The sequence below is a fragment of the Sulfitobacter sp. 1A10359 genome, assembly GCF_043558145.1.
Taxonomy (GTDB): domain Bacteria; phylum Pseudomonadota; class Alphaproteobacteria; order Rhodobacterales; family Rhodobacteraceae; genus Sulfitobacter; species Sulfitobacter faviae.
Genome location: NZ_JBIFGB010000004.1, coordinates 170,014 through 189,438, shown reverse-complemented (window position 1 = coordinate 189,438; position 19,425 = coordinate 170,014). Strand labels below are relative to the sequence as shown.

Below are 19,425 nucleotides of genomic sequence, written 5' to 3'. Positions count from 1 at the left end.
ACAACAAAGGAAAAAATAGGTGGAAAATCTCGCACGGCGTCTTGGCCTGAAAACAGACCCGGTCATCTTTTTCATTTCAGCCGGGCTCGCCGCGCTTTTCGTTCTGCTGTTGATCGCGGTGCCCGAACCCATCGGAGACATCTTCGCCGTGGGTCGGGCTTGGGTCGTGACCAATCTTGGCTGGTTCTTCATTCTTGGCGTGAATGTCTGGCTGGGTTTTCTGATTTGGGCCGCCGCGTCGCGCCACGGCCATATCCGATTGGGGCCGAAAGGCTCTGAGCCGGAGTATTCGAACCTGTCGTGGTTCACCATGCTTTTCGCCGGGGGCATCGGCACCGTGCTCATGTTCTGGGGCGTGGCCGAACCGATCAGCCATTTCCAGAAACCGCCATTGCCGGGGGTGGAACCCTATTCGGAACAGGCGGCGAAAGATGCGATTTCAATCGCGATCTATCACCTTGGGCTGCACACTTGGGCGATTTTCACGCTGCCGGGTCTGGCCTTTGCCTATTTCATCAACCGCTATGATCTGCCGGTGCGCGTCAGCTCGGTTTTCTATCCCCTACTGCGTGAGGGTATTCACGGGCCGGTGGGCAAAGCCATTGATATCGTGGCCATCTTGGGCACGATCTTCGGCGTGGCGGTGTCCCTCGGTCTCGGCTCTTCGCAGATCGCGGCGGGCCTGTCCGAGCTTTTCGGCTGGGATGCTTCGACCTTTTTGAAGATCATGATCCTCGCCGTGCTGACCATGGTCGCCGTCGGCTCGATCGTGGCGGGGCTCGACAGCGGGGTGAAGCTCTTGTCGAATATCAACATCGGCATGGCAGTTCTGCTGATGATCTTCGTGCTGGTGACCGGATCGACCCTGTTTCTTTTGCGCGGCATTGTCGAAACCGCGGGGCTTTATCTGCAAAACCTGCCGCGGCTGGCCTTTTGGAATGATATGTTGGCCAATCGGAACCCGTCGAACGGGGATTGGGGCTGGCAGGGGGATTGGACCGTCTTTTACTGGGCGTGGACCGTGACCTGGTCGCCCTTCATCGGGCTGTTCGTGGCGCGGATTTCGCGCGGCAGGACCATTCGCGAATTTGTCTTTGGCGTTCTGCTTGCGCCGACGGCCTTCACGCTGATCTGGTTCTCGATCTTCGGTTGGCAGGCCATCGGCTTTGACGGCATCGGCACGGCGGCGCGGGAAGCGATGGGCGATCAGGCGGGCGAGATCAGCCGGGCGGTGGCAGAGAGCATCCCCCTCGCGCTTTTCGTCTTTCTTGAGCATTTCCCCTTCACGCTCTTCGTCCAAGGCGTGGCGATCATCATCGTCGCGATTTTCTTTGCCACCTCGTCGGACTCCGCTTCACTGGTCGTCGATATGCTTTGCACCGGCCATGCCAAACCCGGCCCCGTGCGCCAGCGGGTTTTTTGGGGTCTTGCCGAAGGGCTGGTGGCGGCGATGCTGATCCTGTTGACGGGCGACACTGGGCTGACCGCCTTGCAGCAGGTGATCACCGTGGTGGGGCTGCCGATCTTTGTGCTGGTCTGCATGATGATACCGTCCTTGGTACGCGGCTTTAAGCTTGAGGATATCGACAATGTTTCGGTCAACGGGCGGCCAAAGCTAAGGGATTTCTAAGGCGGTTTGTAGCCCCGACTGACCGCCGGTTTGCAGCGGTCGCAGGAGGGGGCGGCGGGGGAGGTCTCCCACCCGCCAACCCTCAACATCTTGATCTTCCCGTAAAACATCACTAGCCGTAACGTAACTTCGCGACAGGCGACCGGGGTATCTATACCCCGGCGTCGGAACCGGCTATGCCTATGGCCAAGATCGTTGCGGCGGGCGAAATGCCGCGACGGATCGCAGCGCAGAGGGGCGCGCGCCATCCTTTGGCCGCGTGTTTCGACCGCGCCTGCGGCTGGGCAAAGCGCCCACGCCAGTGCGAGGGCGGCGGCCAATGACGCGGCACCGCAGCAAGACGCCGAGCGCTTTGTCAGAGCGTTCGAGCAAGAAAACAAACAAAGGGGGATACAATGACCAATTTCACAAACCGTCAAACCGGCCCGAGCCGTCGCAGCTTTCTAGCCGGGACCGCCGCCGCCGTGGGGGCAGGGCTGATCCTGCCACGCGGAGCGCGGGCACAGGCGCAACCCAAGAAGGGCGGCACCCTGCGGGTGGGCTTTACCCAAGGCTCGACCTCCGACAGCCTTGATCCTGCGACCTTCAACAACGACTTCATGTTCGCCAGCGGCTATGCGGTCTTCAACACATTGACTGAGATCGCCCCCGACGGCACCGCCCAGCCCGACCTTGCAGAGAGCTTTGAGGCCAGCAGCGATGCGGCCACATGGACCTTCCGCCTGCGCGACAATGCGCAATTCTCGGACGGCAAGGCGGCCACGGCGAATGACGTGATCGCTTCGATCCGTCACCACATGGGGCCCGAGTCCAAATCCGGTATCAAACCGCTGCTTGAGCAGATCACCGATATCCGCGCCGATGGCGATAAGGTCGTGATCTTTGAACTGGCCGCCGGCAACGCGGATTTCCCGTTCATCTTCAATGATTACCACCTCGGCATTCGCCAAGACACCGGCGATGGCACGATCGACCCCAACAGCCGCATCGGCACCGGCGGCTATGTGATCGATGTCTTCGAGCCGGGCGTGCGGGTCGAACTCTCGCGCCGCGATGACTACTGGAAAGAAGGCCGCGCGCATTTCGACAAGGTCGTGATCCTGAAAGTCGGCGACCCGGCGGCCCGGATGAACGCGCTGATGACCGGTGAGGTCGACCTGATCGACCGGCCCGACCTCAAAACCATCAACCTTCTGGGCCGCGCGCCCAACGTGAAGATCCACACCCAGGACGGCACCCTGCATTACATCATGCCAATGCAGACCAACACGGCGCCCTTCGATGATCTGAACGTGCGCATGGCGCTGAAATACGGCATCAACCGCGAAGACATGATCGAAAAGGTTCTGCGCGGCTATGGCACCGTGGGCAATGACCAACCGATCTCGCGCTCCATGCCCTATTACAACGACGATCTGGAACAGATCACCTATGATCCGGAGCGGGCGAAGTACCATCTGAAACAGGCGGGGCTGGAAAGCCTCGACGTGACGCTTTCGACTTCGGATGCGGCGTTCAACGGGGCCGTGGATGCCTCCGTGCTCTTCGCCGAAAGCGCGCGGCCTGCTGGCTTGAACATCGAAGTGAAGCGCGAGCCGGATGACGGCTATTGGTCGAACGTCTGGCTGCAAAAGCCCTTCTGCTGTTCCTATTGGGGTGGCCGTCCGACGCCTGACCTCATGTTCTCGACCGGCTATGCCGCCGATGCGGAGTGGAACGAGACCAAATGGGACAACGAGCGCTTCAATGAGCTGCTGTTGCAGGCCCGGCCCGAGCTGGACCAGACCCGCCGCGCCGAGATGTACGGCGAGATGCAGAAGATCGTGAAAGAGCAGGGCGGCGCGCTGATCCCGGCCTTTGGTCAATATGTCTCGGCCATGAGCGAGAGCGTTCAGATGCCCGAGGAAGTGTCCGAGATGTGGGATCTCGACAGCCAGCGCTTCATCGAACGCTGGTGGATGTCCTAAGCCACAGCTTCACGCGGGCGGCCCCCAAGGGCCGTCCGTTTCCCGCACCAATGGCCCGCCCCGGGCCGGAGAAAACCTTAAAATGTCCCGGCTTCAGAAGCTTGTTATCGGCCGAGTGTCCCTCGGCATTCTGACCCTCTTTGTCGTATCCGCCCTCATGTTCGTTGGCATCGAACTTTTGCCCGGTGATCTGGCGCAGCAAATCCTTGGCCAATCGGCGACTGAATCGACCCTCGCGGCCTTTCGCGCCGAACTCGGCCTCGATCAACCAGCGCATCTTCGGTATTTTGATTGGCTTGGCGGCGTGCTGCACGGTGATTTCGGCACCTCTCTGGCCTCGGGGCGCGAGGTGTCTGAGCTGTTGGGGCCGCGGCTTGCCAATACCATGTTTCTGGCCGTCTATGCCGCCGTCATTGCCGCCCCGCTGGCGGTGATCCTTGGGCTGCTGGCGGCGCTGTGGCGCAACACGCTGTTTGACCGCGGCGTCAACCTGACCGCGCTTTCCGCCATCTCCATGCCCGAGTTTTTCGTGGGCTATGTCCTGATCCTGATTTTGTCGATCAAAGCAGGCGTCTTTCCGACGCTGGCACGGATCGACAGCGCCACGGGGCTTTGGGACGCGCTCTATCGCAGCTTTCTGCCCGCGCTGACGCTTATTCTGGTGGTCGTGGCGCATATGATGCGGATGACGCGGGCGGCCATCATCAACGTGCTGGCCTCGCCCTATATCGAGATGGCCCGCCTCAAGGGCGTGCCGCGCTGGCGCATCATTCTGCAACACGCGCTGCCCAACGCGCTGGCGCCGATCGTCAATGTGGTGGCGCTGAACCTTGCCTATCTGGTGGTCGGCGTGGTGGTGGTTGAGGTCGTCTTTTCCTACCCCGGTTTGGGCCAGTTGTTGGTCGATGCCGTCTCCAGCCGGGATTTCCCGGTGGTGCAGGCCGTGGGGCTGTTCTTCGCCGCTGTCTATATCACGCTGAACGTTCTGGCCGACATCATCTCGATCATGTCGAACCCGCGTCTGCGGCACGGGAGATAACGATGAAATCTTTGCTGAAATCCGCGCCCCCTTCGGCGATCTTTGGCATGGTGGTGCTGGTCCTGGTGGCGATTACCGGGCTTTTCGCCCCGTGGATCGCGCCCTATGGCGAGACGGAAGTGGTGGGCGACGCCTATCTGCCGTGGAGTGGTGCGCATCCGCTTGGCACCGACAATCTGGGCCGCGATATGCTGTCACGCATGATCTTTGGCGCGCGCAATACGGTCGGGCTGGCGCTGCTGACCACGGCCATTTCCTTTTCGGTCGGGGCCACGCTGGGGATGCTGGCCGCGCTTAAAGGGGGTTGGCTGGACGAAGTCCTGTCGCGGCTCGTCGACGTGTTGATGGCCGTGCCGCCGCTGATCTTGGCGCTGATGCTCTTGGCCATTGTCGGCCCCTCGATCCCCAATATGGTCGGGGTGATCGCGGTGATCTATGTGGCGCCGGTCTACCGCCTGTCGCGCGCGGCGGCGATGAATGTCGTCGGCCTTGATTTCGTCGAGGCCGCCAAGCTGCGCGGAGAGCGCACGCCGTGGCTGCTGCGGCGCGAGATTCTGCCCAACATCTGGTCCACCCTGATCGCTGAATTCGGCGTGCGCTTTTGCTTTGTGTTTCTCTTCATCGCGGCGCTGTCCTTTCTTGGCATCGGGATTCAGCCGCCTACGGCGGATTGGGGATCGATGGTGAAAGAGAACGCCACCTTGATCAGCTTTGGCGATATCACGCCGCTGATCCCGGCGGCTGCCATCGCTTTGTTGACCGTTGCGATCAACCTGATCGTCGATTGGATGCTGCACCGCGCCAGCGGTCTGAAAAGTTAACCAAGCAGGGGCCAAGCATATGGGAAATCTTCTGAACATTCGCGGTCTCCGGCTTGAGGCAGGCAGCCGCGCGCGGCCCAATGTAATCATCAAGGGGCTCGATCTGGAGCTTGACCGGGGTGAGGTGTTGGGCCTTGTCGGCGAAAGCGGGGCGGGCAAAAGCTCCGCCGGGCTGGCGGCGATGGGCTATGTCCGCGACGGGGTGCGCTTTGCCGGGGGCAGCGTCGAATTCGACGGCACCGAGTTGATCGGCATGGGGCGCGGGCAATTGCGCCGGTTGCACGGCAAACGCATCGCCTATGTCGCCCAGTCCGCGGCGGCAAGCTTTAACCCCGCCAAGACGCTGATCGACCAATATACCGAAGCGCCGCGTTTGCACGGTGTCTCGGGCCGCACGGCGGCAGAGCAGGACGCCGTCGCGCTCTACCGTCAGATGCAATTGCCCAACCCCGAAGAGATCGGCTTTCGCTACCCGCACCAAGTGTCGGGCGGTCAGTTGCAGCGGGCGATGACGGCGATGGCCATGGCCTGCCGCCCCGACCTGATCATCTTTGACGAGCCGACGACCGCCCTAGACGTCACCACCCAGATCGAAGTGCTGGGCGCGATCCGCGATATTGTGGAGCAATATGACACGGCGGCGATCTATATCACCCATGATCTGGCGGTGGTGAGCCAGATGGCCGACCGCATCTGCGTGATGAAGGATGGCGCGGCGGTGGAGACCGCGCCGACCAAGACCATGCTCGACGCCCCGCAAGAGGATTATACCCGCTCGCTCTGGGCCGTGCGGTCGTTTCGCCGCCCCGATGCAGAGGCGGGGGAGGCTCCGGCGCTGATCCGCTGCGAGGGGGTTTCGGCGGCCTATGGGCCGATGACGGTTCTGGACAACCTCAACTTCACCTTTCCGCGCGGCCAGACCACTGCCGTCGTCGGGGAAAGCGGGTCGGGTAAATCTACCCTCGCCCGGGTCATCGCGGGGCTGTTGCCCCCCGTCGCCGGGCAGTTTTTCTGGAACGATGCGCCGCTTGAGCCGCAACTGGCCAAACGCGGGGCCGAGACGCTGCGCAATATCCAGATGATCTATCAATCGGCGGATACCTCGCTGAACCCGCGCCACAGTATCCGCGAGATTTTGGCCCGCCCGGTGCGCAAGTTCACGGGCCGCAGGGGGCAAGAGCTTCAGGCGCGGGTGGCGGAACTGATGGATTTGGTCGACCTCGACCGCGCTTTCCTTGACCGCAAACCCAGCGAACTCTCGGGCGGGCAGAAGCAGCGCGTGGGCATCGCACGGGCGCTGGCAGCCGAGCCGGAGTTCATCATCTGTGACGAGGTCACCAGCGCGCTGGACCAATTGGTGGCCGAAGGGATCCTGCGGCTTTTGGTGCGGTTGCAGACCGAGCTGGACCTGACCTTCATGTTCATCACCCATGACTTGGCCACGGTAGAGGCGATTGCCCATAAGGTGATCGTTCTCAAGAATGGCCAGATCGTGGAGCAGGGCGGGCGTGACGAGATCTTCGGCGATCCAAAGCAGGCCTATACTAAGCGGCTGCTGACATCGGTGCCGCAGATGGACCCGGAATGGCTGACCGAGGCCCGCGCGCGGGAGCGGTCCCTGCGCGAGGCGCAGTAGGGCCGCAGGGTTAAACCCCCTCGGCCCGCGCGGCGGCGAAGGCGGCTTCGGTCGCCTCTAGAAACAGCGTCGCCTCGGCCTGCTGCAAGACAAGCGGCGGGCGGATTTTCAGCACGTTGGCCCCCGGCCCGGTGGCGCTGATCAAGACGCCATTCTGGCGCAGATGGTTGACCACGAATTTGGCGCGGGCGGCATCGGGGGCGTTGGTCTCGCGCGCGGTGACGCATTCGACCGCCAGAAACAGCCCCGCGCCGCGCACATGGCCGATCTCAGAGTAGCGGGTGGCGATGTCTTGCAAACCGCTCTTGAGAAAACCGCCGACGGCTGTGGCATTGTCCTGCAATCCTTCATCCGCGATCACGTCGAGCACCGCCATGCCTGCGGCGGCGGCCACGGGGTTGCCACCAAAGGTGTTGAAATAGCGTGCCCTTTCGCCAAATTCTTGCACCAGTTTTGGCCGCATCGCGGTGCCGGAAAGGGGGAAGCCATTGCCCATCGGCTTGCCCATCGTGACCATGTCAGGCACCAGACCGTGGCGCTGGAACCCCCAGAAGGCATCGCCGGTGCGGGCAAAGCCGGGTTGCACTTCGTCAGCGATGAAAAGCCCCCCCTCGGCGCGGATCAGATCGACCGACGGTTGCAGGAACCCCGCCGGATCGGGGTGCAGCCCGTCGCTGGAAAAGATCGTATCGACGATGAAGGCCGCAGGCTCGATCCCATCGGCGCGCATCTCGGCAATCGCTTGGGCCAGATCGGCGGCGAGTTTTGCGCCTTGCAGGGCTGCCGGAATGCGCAGTGTGTCGGGGGCGTCGATCAGCCGGATGCGCGAACTGCGCGGGGTGAAGTCGCCCAAGGAGGGAGAAAGTTCGGCCACCGCCTCGGTCAGCCCGTGATAGGCAAGGCGGGTGACGATGACGCCCTCGCGCCGAGTATAGCTGCGGGCGATGCGCAGGGCGATGTCATTCGCCTCGGACCCGGTGCAGGTGAACATGACATGACCAAGCGCTTCGGGCATGGTGGCGAGCAGCCGTTCGGCGTAAGTGACAACGTTTTCATGCAGATAGCGGGTGTGAGTGTTCAGCACGCCCAACTGCTGGGTGATCGCCTCGACCACGCGGGGGTGGCAATGGCCGACCGATGCGACGTTGTTATAAGCATCGAGATATCTGCGCCCGTCCTTATCCCAAAGCCAGACACCCTCGCTGCGCGTGATATGCAGCGGCTGGTCGTAGAACAGCCGATAGGCGGGGCCAAGCGCCTTGGCGCGGCGGTCGATCAGGGCGCGGTCTGCGGGGCTAAGGGCCTCGGCCTGGGCGCTGTCATAGGCGTTGATCATGGTCATCGGTCACTCCGTTCCCGCAGCATGGTGCAGGGCTTTGATCGCGGCGGCGTCGCCGACATGGTCGAGCGCGGCAAGCCCGCGTTGCGAGGCGGCGGCGTTGCGCAGGATATAGGGGGCATTCTCAGGATAGCGCCGCGCGCGGGAGGCGCCGATCGCCAAGGTGGTGGCATGGCGCAGGCGGATCAGACTGGGCAGAAGCGCGACCTCTTCGGCCTCCAGCGGCAGCCGTGCGGCGAAGCCCGCGACCATCTCGCAAATGGCGCCCAGCGGGTCTGTGCCTTGGCCGAGTTGATAGGAGCAGGCCACCGCCAGATCGCAGGCCAGCGGCGTATGCACCATGTCACCGAAGTCGATCAGCCCGACGGGGTACTGCGCCTGTGGCGCGTCGACCAGAATGTTATGGGGGTTGAAGTCATTATGCACGATCTGCGCCCGCAGATGCGGCAATCGAGGGGCGGTTTCCGCGTCGAACTGGTCAAGCCTATGCTGCAACTGCTGGCGCAGCGCGGCGTCCCGCACATCCGCCAGAAGGGGGCGCAGATGGCCCGCTTGTTTGATGTCCCATTGCAGAAAATGCCCGCCCGCGGGGTGAAAGAACCCGCGCAGCCCAAGGGTGACCCGTGCGTGAAAATCGCCCAAGGCGCGGTAGAGGCCGGGCTGCGGGGTCGCATTGCTGAGCACGGTGCCGCCGAGGAAGGACATCAGGCGAACGACATGGGGCTGCCCATCGGCGGCGGTGGCGACCTCGGCAGCTTTGCCGTTCAGGCTGGCGCAGATGCGTTGCACGGGCAGTTCGGGATCGGCGGCGGCCAGATGCATCAGCGCCGCGGTCTGCATGTCGGTCACCGCCCGGTCTTCGGCGGCATTGGTGATCTTTAGCAGGGCCTTTTCGCCCGTGGTCAGGGTGATGAGAAAATTCGCATCTTTTTCAGCGGCTAGCGGTTCGATCTCTCCCGAGATCCCATAGCAGCGCAGCGCGACCTCTGCTGCGCGGGCCGCGTCAAAGGCGGGCGGGTCTTGCGCCAGCAGGTCGGTCTGGGCCCCGGTCTCTTCGACCAGCACGCCGCTGAGGAAGGGGGGCAGGCCGCCATGGGGCGTGATCCCGGCCTCGGTCATGGGGCGGTGCCTTCGGTCCCGCACCATTCAGCGATGAAAAGCGCCATGGCTTGGGTGATCTTCTTGACCGAACTGAGGCTAACGGATTCGTTGATCCCGTGAATGTTGCGCGATTTCGGCCCGTAGCAGAGCGCGGGGATCTGGTTGTACAGCGCATAGACCCGCGTATCGAGGTAGCCCGCCGTCATGAAGGATTGCAGCGGCGCGCCGATGGCCTCTTCATGGGCGCGTTCCAAGACGGCTTCGGCCTCGCTGCCCGGCTCCAGCACATAGCCTTCGGCGTGGAAACCGTTGAAGACCACCTGGGGCGGGTTGTTCGACAGGAAGTTGTCGCTTTGGGCGAAGGCCTTGACCCGCTCGGTGATCTCGCGCGCGGCATCCTCGGCGCTGCGGCCCGGGTAGATGGAAACGCGGCAATCGATGTTGCACCATGACGGCACCGATGACGCCCAATCGCCGCCTTCGATCTTGCCGATGTTAAGGTTGATCGGATGGGCCTCGCCTTCGAAATGCGGGTGCTCGCCCTTCTCGGCGTTCCAATCCTCCTCCATCTCGTGCAGGGCTGTGATGACGCGGGTGGCGGCATCAATGGCATTGGCCCCTTCGCCCATTTCGCGCACATGGACCGGCACGCCGCGCAACTGCACCTGAAACCAGATGACGCCGGTGTTGGCGCGGACCAGCATTTCCTCTTCGGGTTCGGGGATGAAAACCGCATCGGCGGTGTAGCCTTGCAGGAAAGTCTGCAAAGCGCCGTTGCCGGTGGATTCCTCCTCGACCACGGATTGCACATAGACGGTTGCCGCCGGTTGCAGCCCGATGCGGCGCAGCGCGTCGAGCGCAAAGATATTCGCGGCCGCCCCCGCCTTCATATCGCCCGCGCCCCGGCCATACATCCAATCGCCGTCGATCTTGGCCGAATAGGGCGGATCGTCCCACATGTCGTGCAAGCCTTCGGGCACCACGTCGAGATGCGATTGCAGAATCAGCGAGCGGCCTCGCTCATCGCGCGGGCGGTGGATGCCCACGACGATGGGCGCGTCGGAATGATCGTCGGAGTATTTCGACCCGCCGGGATGCGCCTCGATCGCGGCGCGGTCCATCTTGAAGCGGTCCATCGCGTAGCCACGGCTTTGCAGGCTGCGAAACAACAGGTCTTGGATCGCATGTTCATGGCCGCGCAAGGAGGGCATTTGCACGAGCTTTTGGGTAAAGCTCACCTGTTCGGCAAATCCGTCTTCGACAGCCTGAAGGATGCGAGACTTGAGGTCTGGATCAAGGGGCATGGCGTGTCCTTTCGGGGTTACAGCATCGCTTCGATGAGGAAGGGACCGGGCTCTTTCGCGGCCTCTTCGATGGTGCGCATCAACTCGGCAATGTCTTCGACCCGTTTGCCGGGCACGCCCATGCCCTTGGCCATGGCCACGAAATCCAATTGCGGGCGGTCGAGGTTCAGCATGCTCAGCGCGTCGGGGCCGGGTTGGGCGCCGACGTTGTGCAATTCGCCCTTGAGGATCTCATAGGACTGGTTGGCCAGAATGATGGTGGTGACGTTGGAATTCTCGCGCGCTTGGGTCCAGAGCGCCTGAATGGTGTACATGGCCGAGCCATCGGCTTGCAGCGTGATCACCGGGCGGTCGGGGCAGGCGATGGCGGCCCCGGCGGAAAGGGGGATGCCAATGCCGATCGACCCGCCGGTCAGCGCGAGCCAAGTGTTCGGCGCGGCACTGTCGCCCGCCGGGAAAGTGGCCCCGCCGGAGGAGACCGCCTCATCCACCACGATTGCGTCTTCGGGCAGCGCATTGGCCAAGGCCGCGCCGAGGTTTTGCAGGCTGATGCCGCCCGCCTGAGGTGCCGCGGGCCGCGCGTGGTCGCGCGGGGTGGCGGGTTTTGCACCGATACGGTCCGCCAGAGCGGCCAGCGCGGTGGCGCCATCGGCATCGACGGGAGCGAGCGTCACGTTGTGGCAATCGACAGGCAACAGCAGGCTCGGCTTGCCGGGGTAGGCGAAAAAGGCGACCGGCGGCGGGGTCTCGATCAGGATCGCGCGGCTGTAGGGGGCAAGGCATTCGAGCGCCGCGTTGATCGGATAGGGGATTTTGTTGACGGCAAACCGCCCCTGTCCGCGCTCCAACCGGCGGTTCGAGGTCGGGGCGAGGATGTCGGCCCCGGTCTTTTCCGCGATACCATGCAGCAAGGCCATCGCCTCTTGGTTTTCCAGCACACCGCTGCCGACCAAAAGCACGGTCTTCTCACCGCTTTCCAAGGCTTTGACCGCGGCATCAAGCGCGGCTTCGTCCAGCGGGGCAGGGGCCGCGGGGGGCACGACCTCGGCCTTCTGGCCGCCCGCGTCCCAGCCGATGTCGGCGGGTGCGATCAGCGTGGCGACCTTGCCCGGCTTGCCTTGGGCGACCGCGAGGGCGGTCATCGCATCTGCGGCAAAGCTGTCCGCGTCACGACCCGAACGCACCCAGTCGCTGAAGGGCGCGCAGGCACCTTCGACATCCGCCGACAGAGGCGCGTCGTATTTCTGGTGCCGCAGCGCGTGATCGCCCACAAGGTTGACCATGGGCACCCGCGCCTTGCGGGCGTTGTGCAGGTTGGCGGCGGCATTGGCGAAACCGGGGGCAAGGTGCAGCAGGGTCACCGCCGGTTTGCCCGCCATGCGCGCATAGCCATCGGCGGCGCCGGTCACCACCCCCTCGAACAGGCCCAGAACGCAGCGCATCAGTTTGGTGCGGTCCAGCGCGTCGACGAATTGCATCTCGGAGGTGCCGGGATTGGCGAAACAGACCTCCACCCCGCCCGCATGCAGGCTGCGCACAACGCTTTCCGCGCCGTTCATTTCTTTGGGGGTCTTGCTCATGCTGTGGCCTCGCGGAATGTTGTGAGAAATGATTTTGCGTTATCGGCAAGGGAGGGGCCAAGGTAGCCGCCCTCTTGGATCAATGCAGTGGGAAGGTTCAGCGCCGCCAAGCGCCGCGCCATTTCGGCAAAGCCGTCGGGGTAGACCTTCACGGCGGCCAGCGGATCGTCGGCGGCCATGTCGAAGCCCAGCGAGACGACCAGCGCCTCGGCTCCGAAATCGCGGATCGCGGCGATGCCCTTGTCGAGCAGGGCCAGCACCTCATCTTGGTGCGCGCCCTGCTCCAGCAGCAGGTTTAGTGATTTGCCCGCCCCGTCGCCTTCGCCCGTCTCATCGGCATGGCCAAGGTAGAAGGTGGGGTAGGTGGCCGGATCGGGATGCAGCGAGCAAAAGAAGATGTCGCCGCGTTCATAGAGGATATCGAGCGAGCCATTGCCGGTGTGCACGTCGATGTCGATCAGTGCGACTTTCTTATAGGTCTGGGTCAGGTGCTCTGCCGCGATACAGGCGTTGTTGAAAAAGCAAAAACCGTTCGCGCAATCGCGCATCGCATGGTGGCCGGGCGGACGGCAGAGCGCATAGGCCGCGCGGGCACCCGTCGCCACCGTTTGGGCCGTCTCAATGGCGGTTTGGGCGGACCAATAGGCCGCGTCCCATGACCCTTCGGTCAGCGGGGTCGAGGTGTCAGTCATCCACCAGCCCAATTGACCGTGAATGTCCTTGGGCTCTTTCCCGCGCCGCACGCCGGGGTGCATGGTGGGGATGGCCAGCGCATCCGGCCCCGCGCTTTCGACGAAACGGGAATGGGCATCGGGCAGGAAATCGACGTAGTCAGGGTTATGTACGGCTTTAATGGGTGCAAGCCCGTGGTCCTGGGGTTTGGTGATCTCAAACCCTTCGCCGATTAACATATCGCGTAGAATTTCAGCACGTTGTGGCTGTTCTTGATGCGGCATCGCCGCGCCGCGCCGAAAGTAATGTGTCGGCGCATGGCCAAGCTGGCGTTCGTCGAAAAAGACTTTCATCACATTCCCTGTGGTCTGATGTCGTTGTGGCGGAGCATCGCAGTTTTAATTTGCAGGCTCAATAGAAATGATGCATCATGCATCAAAACTGGCAGCAAGTCGGCCAGTAAGGATGAGGGTGCGATGGCCGAGATCAATCAAGTTTCATTGGGCGATGCGATCTATGATCGGGTCTGTCAGGACTTGGTGGAAGGCAGGCTTCGCCCGAATGAAAAGGTCACCATTCGCGGCTTGGCAGAGCGGTTGGGCACCAGTTCGACCCCGGTGCGCGACGCGGTGCAGCGGCTCTTGCGGGATGAGGCTTTGGTCCAGCGTAGCGTGCGCGATGTGCGCGTGCCGGTGCTGACAGAGGCGCAGTATCTAGAAATCGCGAGCATCCGGCGCGAGCTGGAGGGCTTTGCCGCCGGTCGCGCCGCTGAGATGGTCGGCCCCAAGGAAATCCGCCGCTTGAAAAAGATCGTGGAGCGGAACGAGGCCGCAGCGGTGGCCGGGCGCTGGCCGCAGGCGGTGAAGTATAATCAAGAGTTCCATTTCGCGCTGGTCGAGGCGGCGGAGATGCCGATCCTGCTGGCCATCCTGAGCGGGCTATGGCTCCGCATGGGGCCGCTAATCGCCGGGTACTATGCGCAAGAGCAGATGGGGCTGGTTCGACATCATCAGGCAATTATTGCAGCCTGTGAGAATCGCGATCCCGCAGCCGCAGCTGCGGAAATGCGCGCAGACATCGATGACGCAAAGGAGGGGATCATAAGATACATCCAATCATTCACCACAGGTGAATGAGCCACCAAGACGCCGCCTATCTCGCGGCGACCACCCAAGCGACTGCAAAAAGCCGACGTCAGATCGGACGCTGCCCTTGGGCGAGTTTCAGCAAAACCAATGGGGATTTACATGCTAAAAACCACTAAATTAACCGCAACCGTTCTGGCGCTGGCGATGGCCGGGCCTTTGGCCGCGCAGGATGGTGAGCCGAAGTCCGGCGGCACGCTTAACGTCGTGATCCAGCCCGAGCCGCCCAGCCTGATGATCGGCCTTGTGCAGAACGGCCCGACACAGATGGTCGGCGGCGATATATACGAAAGCCTGCTGCGCTATGATTTCGACCTCCAGCCCGAAGGGCAGTTGGCTGAATCATGGGAGATTTCCGAAGACGGCAAGACCTATACCTTCAAGCTGCGCGAGGGCGTGGTGTTCCATGACGGTGAGCCCTTCACCTCGGAGGATGTCGAATTCTCCATGGACAAGTTCCTGCGCGAGAGCCACTCGCGGATGCGCACCTATATGGAACATGTCGAAAGCATCGAGACGCCCGACGATCACACGGTGGTCTTCAACCTCAAGCAGCCCTTCGGCCCCTTCATCGGTATTTTCGAGCCGGGCACCGCGCCGATGATCCCAAAGCACATCTATGAAGGCACGGATTTCGCCAATAACGAGGCGAACAATACGCCCATCGGCACCGGCCCCTTCAAGTTCGACAAATGGGAAAAAGGCAGCTTCATCCATCTGGTGAAGAACGAAGACTACTATATGGAGGGGAAACCCTACGTTGACGAAGTCTATTACCATGTGATCCCCGACGCCGCCTCCCGCGCCGTGGCCTATGAGACCGGCAAGGTCGACGTGCTGCCCGGCGGCTCGGTCGAGAATTTCGACGTGGCGCGCATTCAGGCGATGGAGAATACCTGCATCACCGACAAGGGCTGGGAATATTTCGGTCCGCTGTCTTGGATGTGGGTGAACAACGACAACAAGCCGCTCGACGATGTGAAGGTGCGCAAGGCGATCATGCATGGCGTCGACCGCCAGTTCGCCAAGGACGCGCTGTGGAACGGTCTGGGCAAGGTTTCGACCGGCCCGCTGTCGTCCTCCACGCGTTTCTATGACGGCGACACGCCGGATATCTCCTATGATCCGGAAAAGGCCAAAGCCCTGCTGGAAGAGAGCAGCTATGACGGCGAAACCATCCGCATCTTGGGCCTGCCTTACGGTGAGACTTGGCAGCGCTGGGCCGAGGCGGTCAAACAGAACCTGAGCGAGATCGGCATGAAGTCCGAGATCGTGCCCTCGGATGTGGCGGGCTGGAACCAGAAGGTTGCCGACCGCGACTTCGACCTCGCCTTTACCTATCTCTACCAATACGGCGATCCGGCGCTTGGCGTTTCGCGGACCTATATGGGCGACAATGCCGCCCCCGGTTCGCCTTGGAACAACGTGGCAAACTATCAAAACCCCGAGACCGACAAGCTCTTTGCCGAAGCGGCCCTGATGGCCAGCCCGGAGGGGCGCAAGGCCGCCTATAAGGAGATCCAAGACGCGATCGTCGAGGATGTGCCGAACATCTGGCTTCTGGAACTGGGCTTCCCCACCATCTACCGCTGCGATGTGAAGAACCCGGTCAACACCGCCTTTGGCGTGAACGACGGTTTCCGCGACGTATGGCTCGATAAGTAACAAGAGCGACAATGCTCATGGCCCAAGCCGCCACGGCGGCTCGGGCATCTAACAGAACAACACGGGGCGGATAGCGTGATACGTTTCATATTGGGCAGGTTGGTCAAGGCAGTGTTTATCCTGCTGGCGATCCTTGTCTTCAATTTCCTGCTGATCCATGCGGCACCGGGTGACCCTGCGGCGGTCATGGCGGGCGAAGCCGGGGCGGCGGACGAGAAATTTCTTGCAGACCTGCGGGCGCGTTTCGGCTTGGATCAGCCGCTCTACATGCAGTTGTGGATTTACATCAAAGGCGCGGTGCAGCTCGACCTTGGCTATTCCTTCCGCCAGCAGATGCCAGTGGCCGAGATGATCGGCGACCGCCTGCCCGCGACGCTTTTGCTGACCGGCGTGGCCTTCGTGCTGTCGCTGGTGCTGGGCGTGACCGCCGGTGTTGCGGCCTCTGCCCGGCAGGGGCGGTGGGGTGACACGATCATCTCGACCTTCGCGCTGCTGTTCTATGCAACTCCGCTCTTTTGGGTGGCGCTGATGGCGACGCTGGTGTTCTCGGTCTGGCTCGAATGGTTGCCGGGCTTTGGCTATTCCACCATCGGTGCGGGTTATACGGGCCTCGCCCATGTGTTGGATGTGGCGAAACATCTGATCTTGCCGGCCTCGACGCTGGGGCTGTTTTTCACGGCGATCTACATGCGCATGACGCGGGCCTCGATGCTCGAAGTCTCGCGGCTGGATTTCGTGAAAACCGCCCGCGCCAAGGGGCTGAACCGCGGCGTGATCCAGCGGCGGCATATCCTGCGCAATGCGCTTTTGCCGGTGATCACGCTGGCCGGGCTTCAGGCCGGGCAAATCTTTGGCGGGGCCATCCTGACCGAGACCGTCTTTGCATGGCCCGGCATCGGGCGGCTGATGTTCGAGGCGATCAACCAGCGGGATTACAACGTGATCCTCGGGGTCTTCTACATCTCGGCGGCCATGGTGCTGCTGTTCAACCTGATCACGGATGTCATCTATGTCATTGTTGATCCGCGGATAAGGCTGACGACATGATGAGTTTTTGGAAACGTTTCAGCTATAACCGTGGCGCGGTGATCGGCTTGGTCATCCTGACCTTCGTCATAGCCGCCGCCATCCTTGCGCCCATCCTCTTTCCGCAGAGCCCGTGGAAAATGGTGCAGCGCCCCTTCCTGCCGCCTTTCACCCAAGACGGGCTGCTTCTGGGCACCGATGCGCTTGGCCGCGATGTCATGGCGGGGCTGGCCCATGGCGCTTATGTGAGCCTGCTGGTGGGTCTGGTCTCGACCATTGTGGCGCTGGCCATCGGCGTGCCGGTGGGGGCCGCGGCGGGGTATTTCGCAGGCCGGATCGACGACGCGCTCATGCGCTTTACCGAGTTCTTTCAGACCATCCCGAGCTTTGCGCTCGCCATCGTGCTCTTGGCGATCTTCCAGCCCAGCCTGACCTTTGTGATCATCGCGATTTCCATCGTGTCATGGCCCCCGGTCGCGCGTCTGGTGCGGGGCGAGGTGCTGTCGCTCAGAACGCGTGAGTTCGTCGAGGCGGCGAGCCTGTCGGGCCTCGGCAATCTTCAGATCATTACCCGCCACATCCTGCCCAATGCGTTGCCGCCGATCATCGTGCTGGCCTCGCTCATGGTGGCGCAGGCGATCCTGCTGGAAAGCTCGCTGTCCTTTCTGGGGCTGGGCGATCCGAACATCATGTCCTGGGGCTATATGATCGGGGCCGCGCGCACCGTGATCCGCACCGCTTGGTGGCTGTCCTTCCTGCCCGGCATGGCGATCCTTTTGACCGTGCTGGCGCTGAACCTGATCGGCGAGGGGCTGAACGACGCGCTGAACCCGCGCTTGACGAGGAAATCCGAATGACCCTGCTTAGCATCCGTGACCTTTCCATTGCTCTGCCGGTCGGGGCCGACAGGCTCTATGCCGCGAAGGACATCAATTTTGACCTCGCCCCGGGGGAGATCCTCTGCATCGTCGGCGAAAGCGGGTCGGGCAAATCCATGTCGGCCAATGCGGTGATGGGGCTGTTGCCGCAGGGGGTTCTGCCCGACAAGGGCAGCATCACCTTTGACGGGCAGTCGATCCTTGGGTTGTCTGAGAAAGAGATGCTGAGACTGCGCGGCAGCCGCATTTCGATGATTTTTCAAGAACCCCTGAGCGCGCTGAACCCGCTGATGCGCATCGGCGCGCAAATCGCCGAGGTGTTCGAGGCCCACGGCGCGCTCACCGGGGCCGAACGCCGCGCGCGGGCGCTCAAGCTGTTGGAGGAGGTCGGTATTCCCGACCCCGAAGCAACGATCCGGGCCTATCCCTTCCAGCTTTCGGGCGGGCAGCGGCAGCGGGTGATGATCGCGATGGCCTTGGCGCTGGAGCCTGACATCCTGATCGCGGATGAGCCGACCACCGCGCTTGATGTGACCACGCAGGCGCAGATCCTCAAGCTGATCGAAGACCTGCGGCGCAAGCGTGGCATGGCGGTGATCTTCATCACCCATGACTTTGGCGTGGTGGCCGATATCGCCGACCGGGTGATCGTCATGAAAAAGGGGGAGATCGTCGAGGCTGGCCCGGCCCAAGAGGTGCTGCTGAAGCCCCAGCACCCCTATACCCGCGCCCTCATCGACGCGATCCCCCGGCTGACCAAGACCGAAGCCGCGGCAGAAGTCGAACGTAGCCCGCTTTTGAAGGTTGAGGGCCTGCAAAAGACCTTCTCCACCGGCTCTGGCACGCTTTTTGGCAAGCGTCGGGTGGTGAAGGCCGTGCAGGATGTGAGTTTCGAGCTTTATGCCGGCGAAACCATCGGCATCGTGGGGGAGTCCGGCTCGGGCAAATCCACCGTCGGGCGCTGTCTGGTGCGGCTGCTCGACCCGGACGGGGGCCGCGTCCTGATGGACGGCGTCGACATTGCAGAGATGTCGGGGCCAGAACTGCGGGCGCAACGGCGCAAGTTGCAGATGATCTTTCAAGACCCGTTTTCATCACTCAACCCCCGCGCGCGGGTGTCGCGCATCCTGACCGAGGGGCTGGTTGCCTATGGCACCCCGGATAAGGAGGCCAAGGCCAAGGCGCGCGAGTTGCTGGAACTGGTCGGGCTGGACGAAAGCGCGATGAAACGTTTCCCGCATGAGTTCTCGGGCGGGCAACGGCAGCGGATCGGCATCGCCCGCGCATTGGCGCTGGACCCGTCGATCATCATCGCGGATGAGGCCGTCTCGGCCCTCGACGTCTCCATTCAGGCGCAGGTGCTCGACCTGCTGGCCGAGTTGAAAACCCGGCTCCATCTGTCGATGCTTTTCATCACCCACGACCTGCGCGTCGCGGCGCGGATTTGCGACCGGATCATCGTGATGCAAAAGGGCCAGATCGTTGAGGCGGGGCCGGTCAGCAAAGTGCTGCACGACCCCGATACCGCCTATACGCGCAGCCTGCTCGACGCTATTCCGGGGCAGGACTATGAACGCGCGCTGGCGGCGGCCGATTAGGGCGCTACCTCAGCCGCTGCGCCC

The 19,425-nt window shown here is 62.7% G+C and carries 15 protein-coding genes; 10 read left to right on the top strand and 5 right to left on the bottom strand.

The window, feature by feature from the left end:
* Positions 1 to 19 precede the first annotated feature (19 nt).
* From ACGYK2_RS12150 to ACGYK2_RS12130, 5 genes are all read left to right on the top strand, one after another.
* Entirely contained in the window at positions 20 to 1,630 is a 1,611-nt protein-coding gene (locus ACGYK2_RS12150; protein ID WP_271689223.1) for a BCCT family transporter, read from the top strand.
* A gap of 395 nt (positions 1,631 to 2,025) precedes the next feature.
* Positions 2,026 to 3,597 carry an ABC transporter substrate-binding protein gene (locus ACGYK2_RS12145; RefSeq protein WP_271689224.1) on the top strand — a complete coding sequence of 524 codons (1,572 nt, stop codon included), beginning with the start codon at positions 2,026 to 2,028 and terminating at the stop codon, positions 3,595 to 3,597.
* An 82-nt stretch (positions 3,598 to 3,679) separates the two neighbouring features.
* The gene (locus ACGYK2_RS12140; RefSeq protein WP_271689225.1) at positions 3,680 to 4,636 is read left to right on the top strand and encodes an ABC transporter permease; all 957 of its coding nucleotides are present in this window, start codon (positions 3,680 to 3,682) and stop codon (positions 4,634 to 4,636) included.
* A gap of 2 nt (positions 4,637 to 4,638) precedes the next feature.
* On the top strand, positions 4,639 to 5,457 hold the full coding sequence (locus ACGYK2_RS12135) for an ABC transporter permease (RefSeq protein WP_082852164.1): 819 nt from the start codon (positions 4,639 to 4,641) through the stop codon (positions 5,455 to 5,457).
* Positions 5,458 to 5,476: 19 nt separating this feature from the next.
* Positions 5,477 to 7,093, top strand: a complete 1,617-nt coding sequence (locus ACGYK2_RS12130) for an ABC transporter ATP-binding protein (RefSeq protein ID WP_271689226.1) — start codon at positions 5,477 to 5,479, stop codon at positions 7,091 to 7,093.
* A gap of 10 nt (positions 7,094 to 7,103) precedes the next feature.
* On the opposite strand, the gene ACGYK2_RS12125 is transcribed toward ACGYK2_RS12130, so the two are convergent.
* From ACGYK2_RS12125 to ACGYK2_RS12105, 5 genes are read right to left on the bottom strand one after another with little or no spacing between them, the layout of a single operon-like run.
* Positions 7,104 to 8,435: an aspartate aminotransferase family protein gene (locus ACGYK2_RS12125; RefSeq protein ID WP_271689227.1), complete on the bottom strand. Its 1,332-nt coding sequence runs from the start codon at positions 8,433 to 8,435 to the stop codon at positions 7,104 to 7,106.
* Between the two features lie 3 nt (positions 8,436 to 8,438).
* A complete protein-coding gene (locus ACGYK2_RS12120; protein ID WP_271689228.1) occupies positions 8,439 to 9,551 on the bottom strand; it encodes a phosphotransferase in 1,113 nt (370 codons plus the stop codon).
* Positions 9,548 to 10,837: an ArgE/DapE family deacylase gene (locus tag ACGYK2_RS12115; RefSeq protein WP_394374302.1), complete on the bottom strand. Its 1,290-nt coding sequence runs from the start codon at positions 10,835 to 10,837 to the stop codon at positions 9,548 to 9,550. The genes ACGYK2_RS12120 and ACGYK2_RS12115 overlap by 4 nt, the downstream gene beginning before the upstream one ends.
* Before the next feature lie 17 nt (positions 10,838 to 10,854).
* Positions 10,855 to 12,417, bottom strand: coding sequence for an acetolactate synthase large subunit (locus ACGYK2_RS12110; protein ID WP_271689230.1), 1,563 nt, complete (start codon positions 12,415 to 12,417; stop codon positions 10,855 to 10,857).
* Positions 12,414 to 13,442 (bottom strand): histone deacetylase family protein, encoded by a 1,029-nt coding sequence (locus tag ACGYK2_RS12105; protein ID WP_271689231.1) that lies wholly within the window; start codon positions 13,440 to 13,442, stop codon positions 12,414 to 12,416. The genes ACGYK2_RS12110 and ACGYK2_RS12105 overlap by 4 nt, the downstream gene beginning before the upstream one ends.
* Here ACGYK2_RS12105 and ACGYK2_RS12100 point away from each other — a divergent pair.
* The 5 genes from ACGYK2_RS12100 to ACGYK2_RS12080 all read left to right on the top strand — a co-directional run bounded on the left by ACGYK2_RS12100 (position 13,407) and on the right by ACGYK2_RS12080 (position 19,401).
* The gene (locus ACGYK2_RS12100; protein WP_271689232.1) at positions 13,407 to 14,225 is read left to right on the top strand and encodes a GntR family transcriptional regulator; all 819 of its coding nucleotides are present in this window, start codon (positions 13,407 to 13,409) and stop codon (positions 14,223 to 14,225) included. The genes ACGYK2_RS12105 and ACGYK2_RS12100 overlap by 36 nt on opposite strands.
* A gap of 99 nt (positions 14,226 to 14,324) precedes the next feature.
* Positions 14,325 to 15,899 (top strand): ABC transporter substrate-binding protein, encoded by a 1,575-nt coding sequence (locus ACGYK2_RS12095; protein ID WP_271689233.1) that lies wholly within the window; start codon positions 14,325 to 14,327, stop codon positions 15,897 to 15,899.
* 75 nt (positions 15,900 to 15,974) lie between these two features.
* Positions 15,975 to 16,946 (top strand): ABC transporter permease, encoded by a 972-nt coding sequence (locus tag ACGYK2_RS12090; protein ID WP_271689234.1) that lies wholly within the window; start codon positions 15,975 to 15,977, stop codon positions 16,944 to 16,946.
* Positions 16,943 to 17,782: an ABC transporter permease gene (locus ACGYK2_RS12085; RefSeq protein WP_271689235.1), complete on the top strand. Its 840-nt coding sequence runs from the start codon at positions 16,943 to 16,945 to the stop codon at positions 17,780 to 17,782. The genes ACGYK2_RS12090 and ACGYK2_RS12085 overlap by 4 nt, the downstream gene beginning before the upstream one ends.
* Positions 17,779 to 19,401 carry an ABC transporter ATP-binding protein gene (locus tag ACGYK2_RS12080; RefSeq protein ID WP_276154458.1) on the top strand — a complete coding sequence of 541 codons (1,623 nt, stop codon included), beginning with the start codon at positions 17,779 to 17,781 and terminating at the stop codon, positions 19,399 to 19,401. The genes ACGYK2_RS12085 and ACGYK2_RS12080 overlap by 4 nt, the downstream gene beginning before the upstream one ends.
* Positions 19,402 to 19,425: the final 24 nt, after the last annotated feature.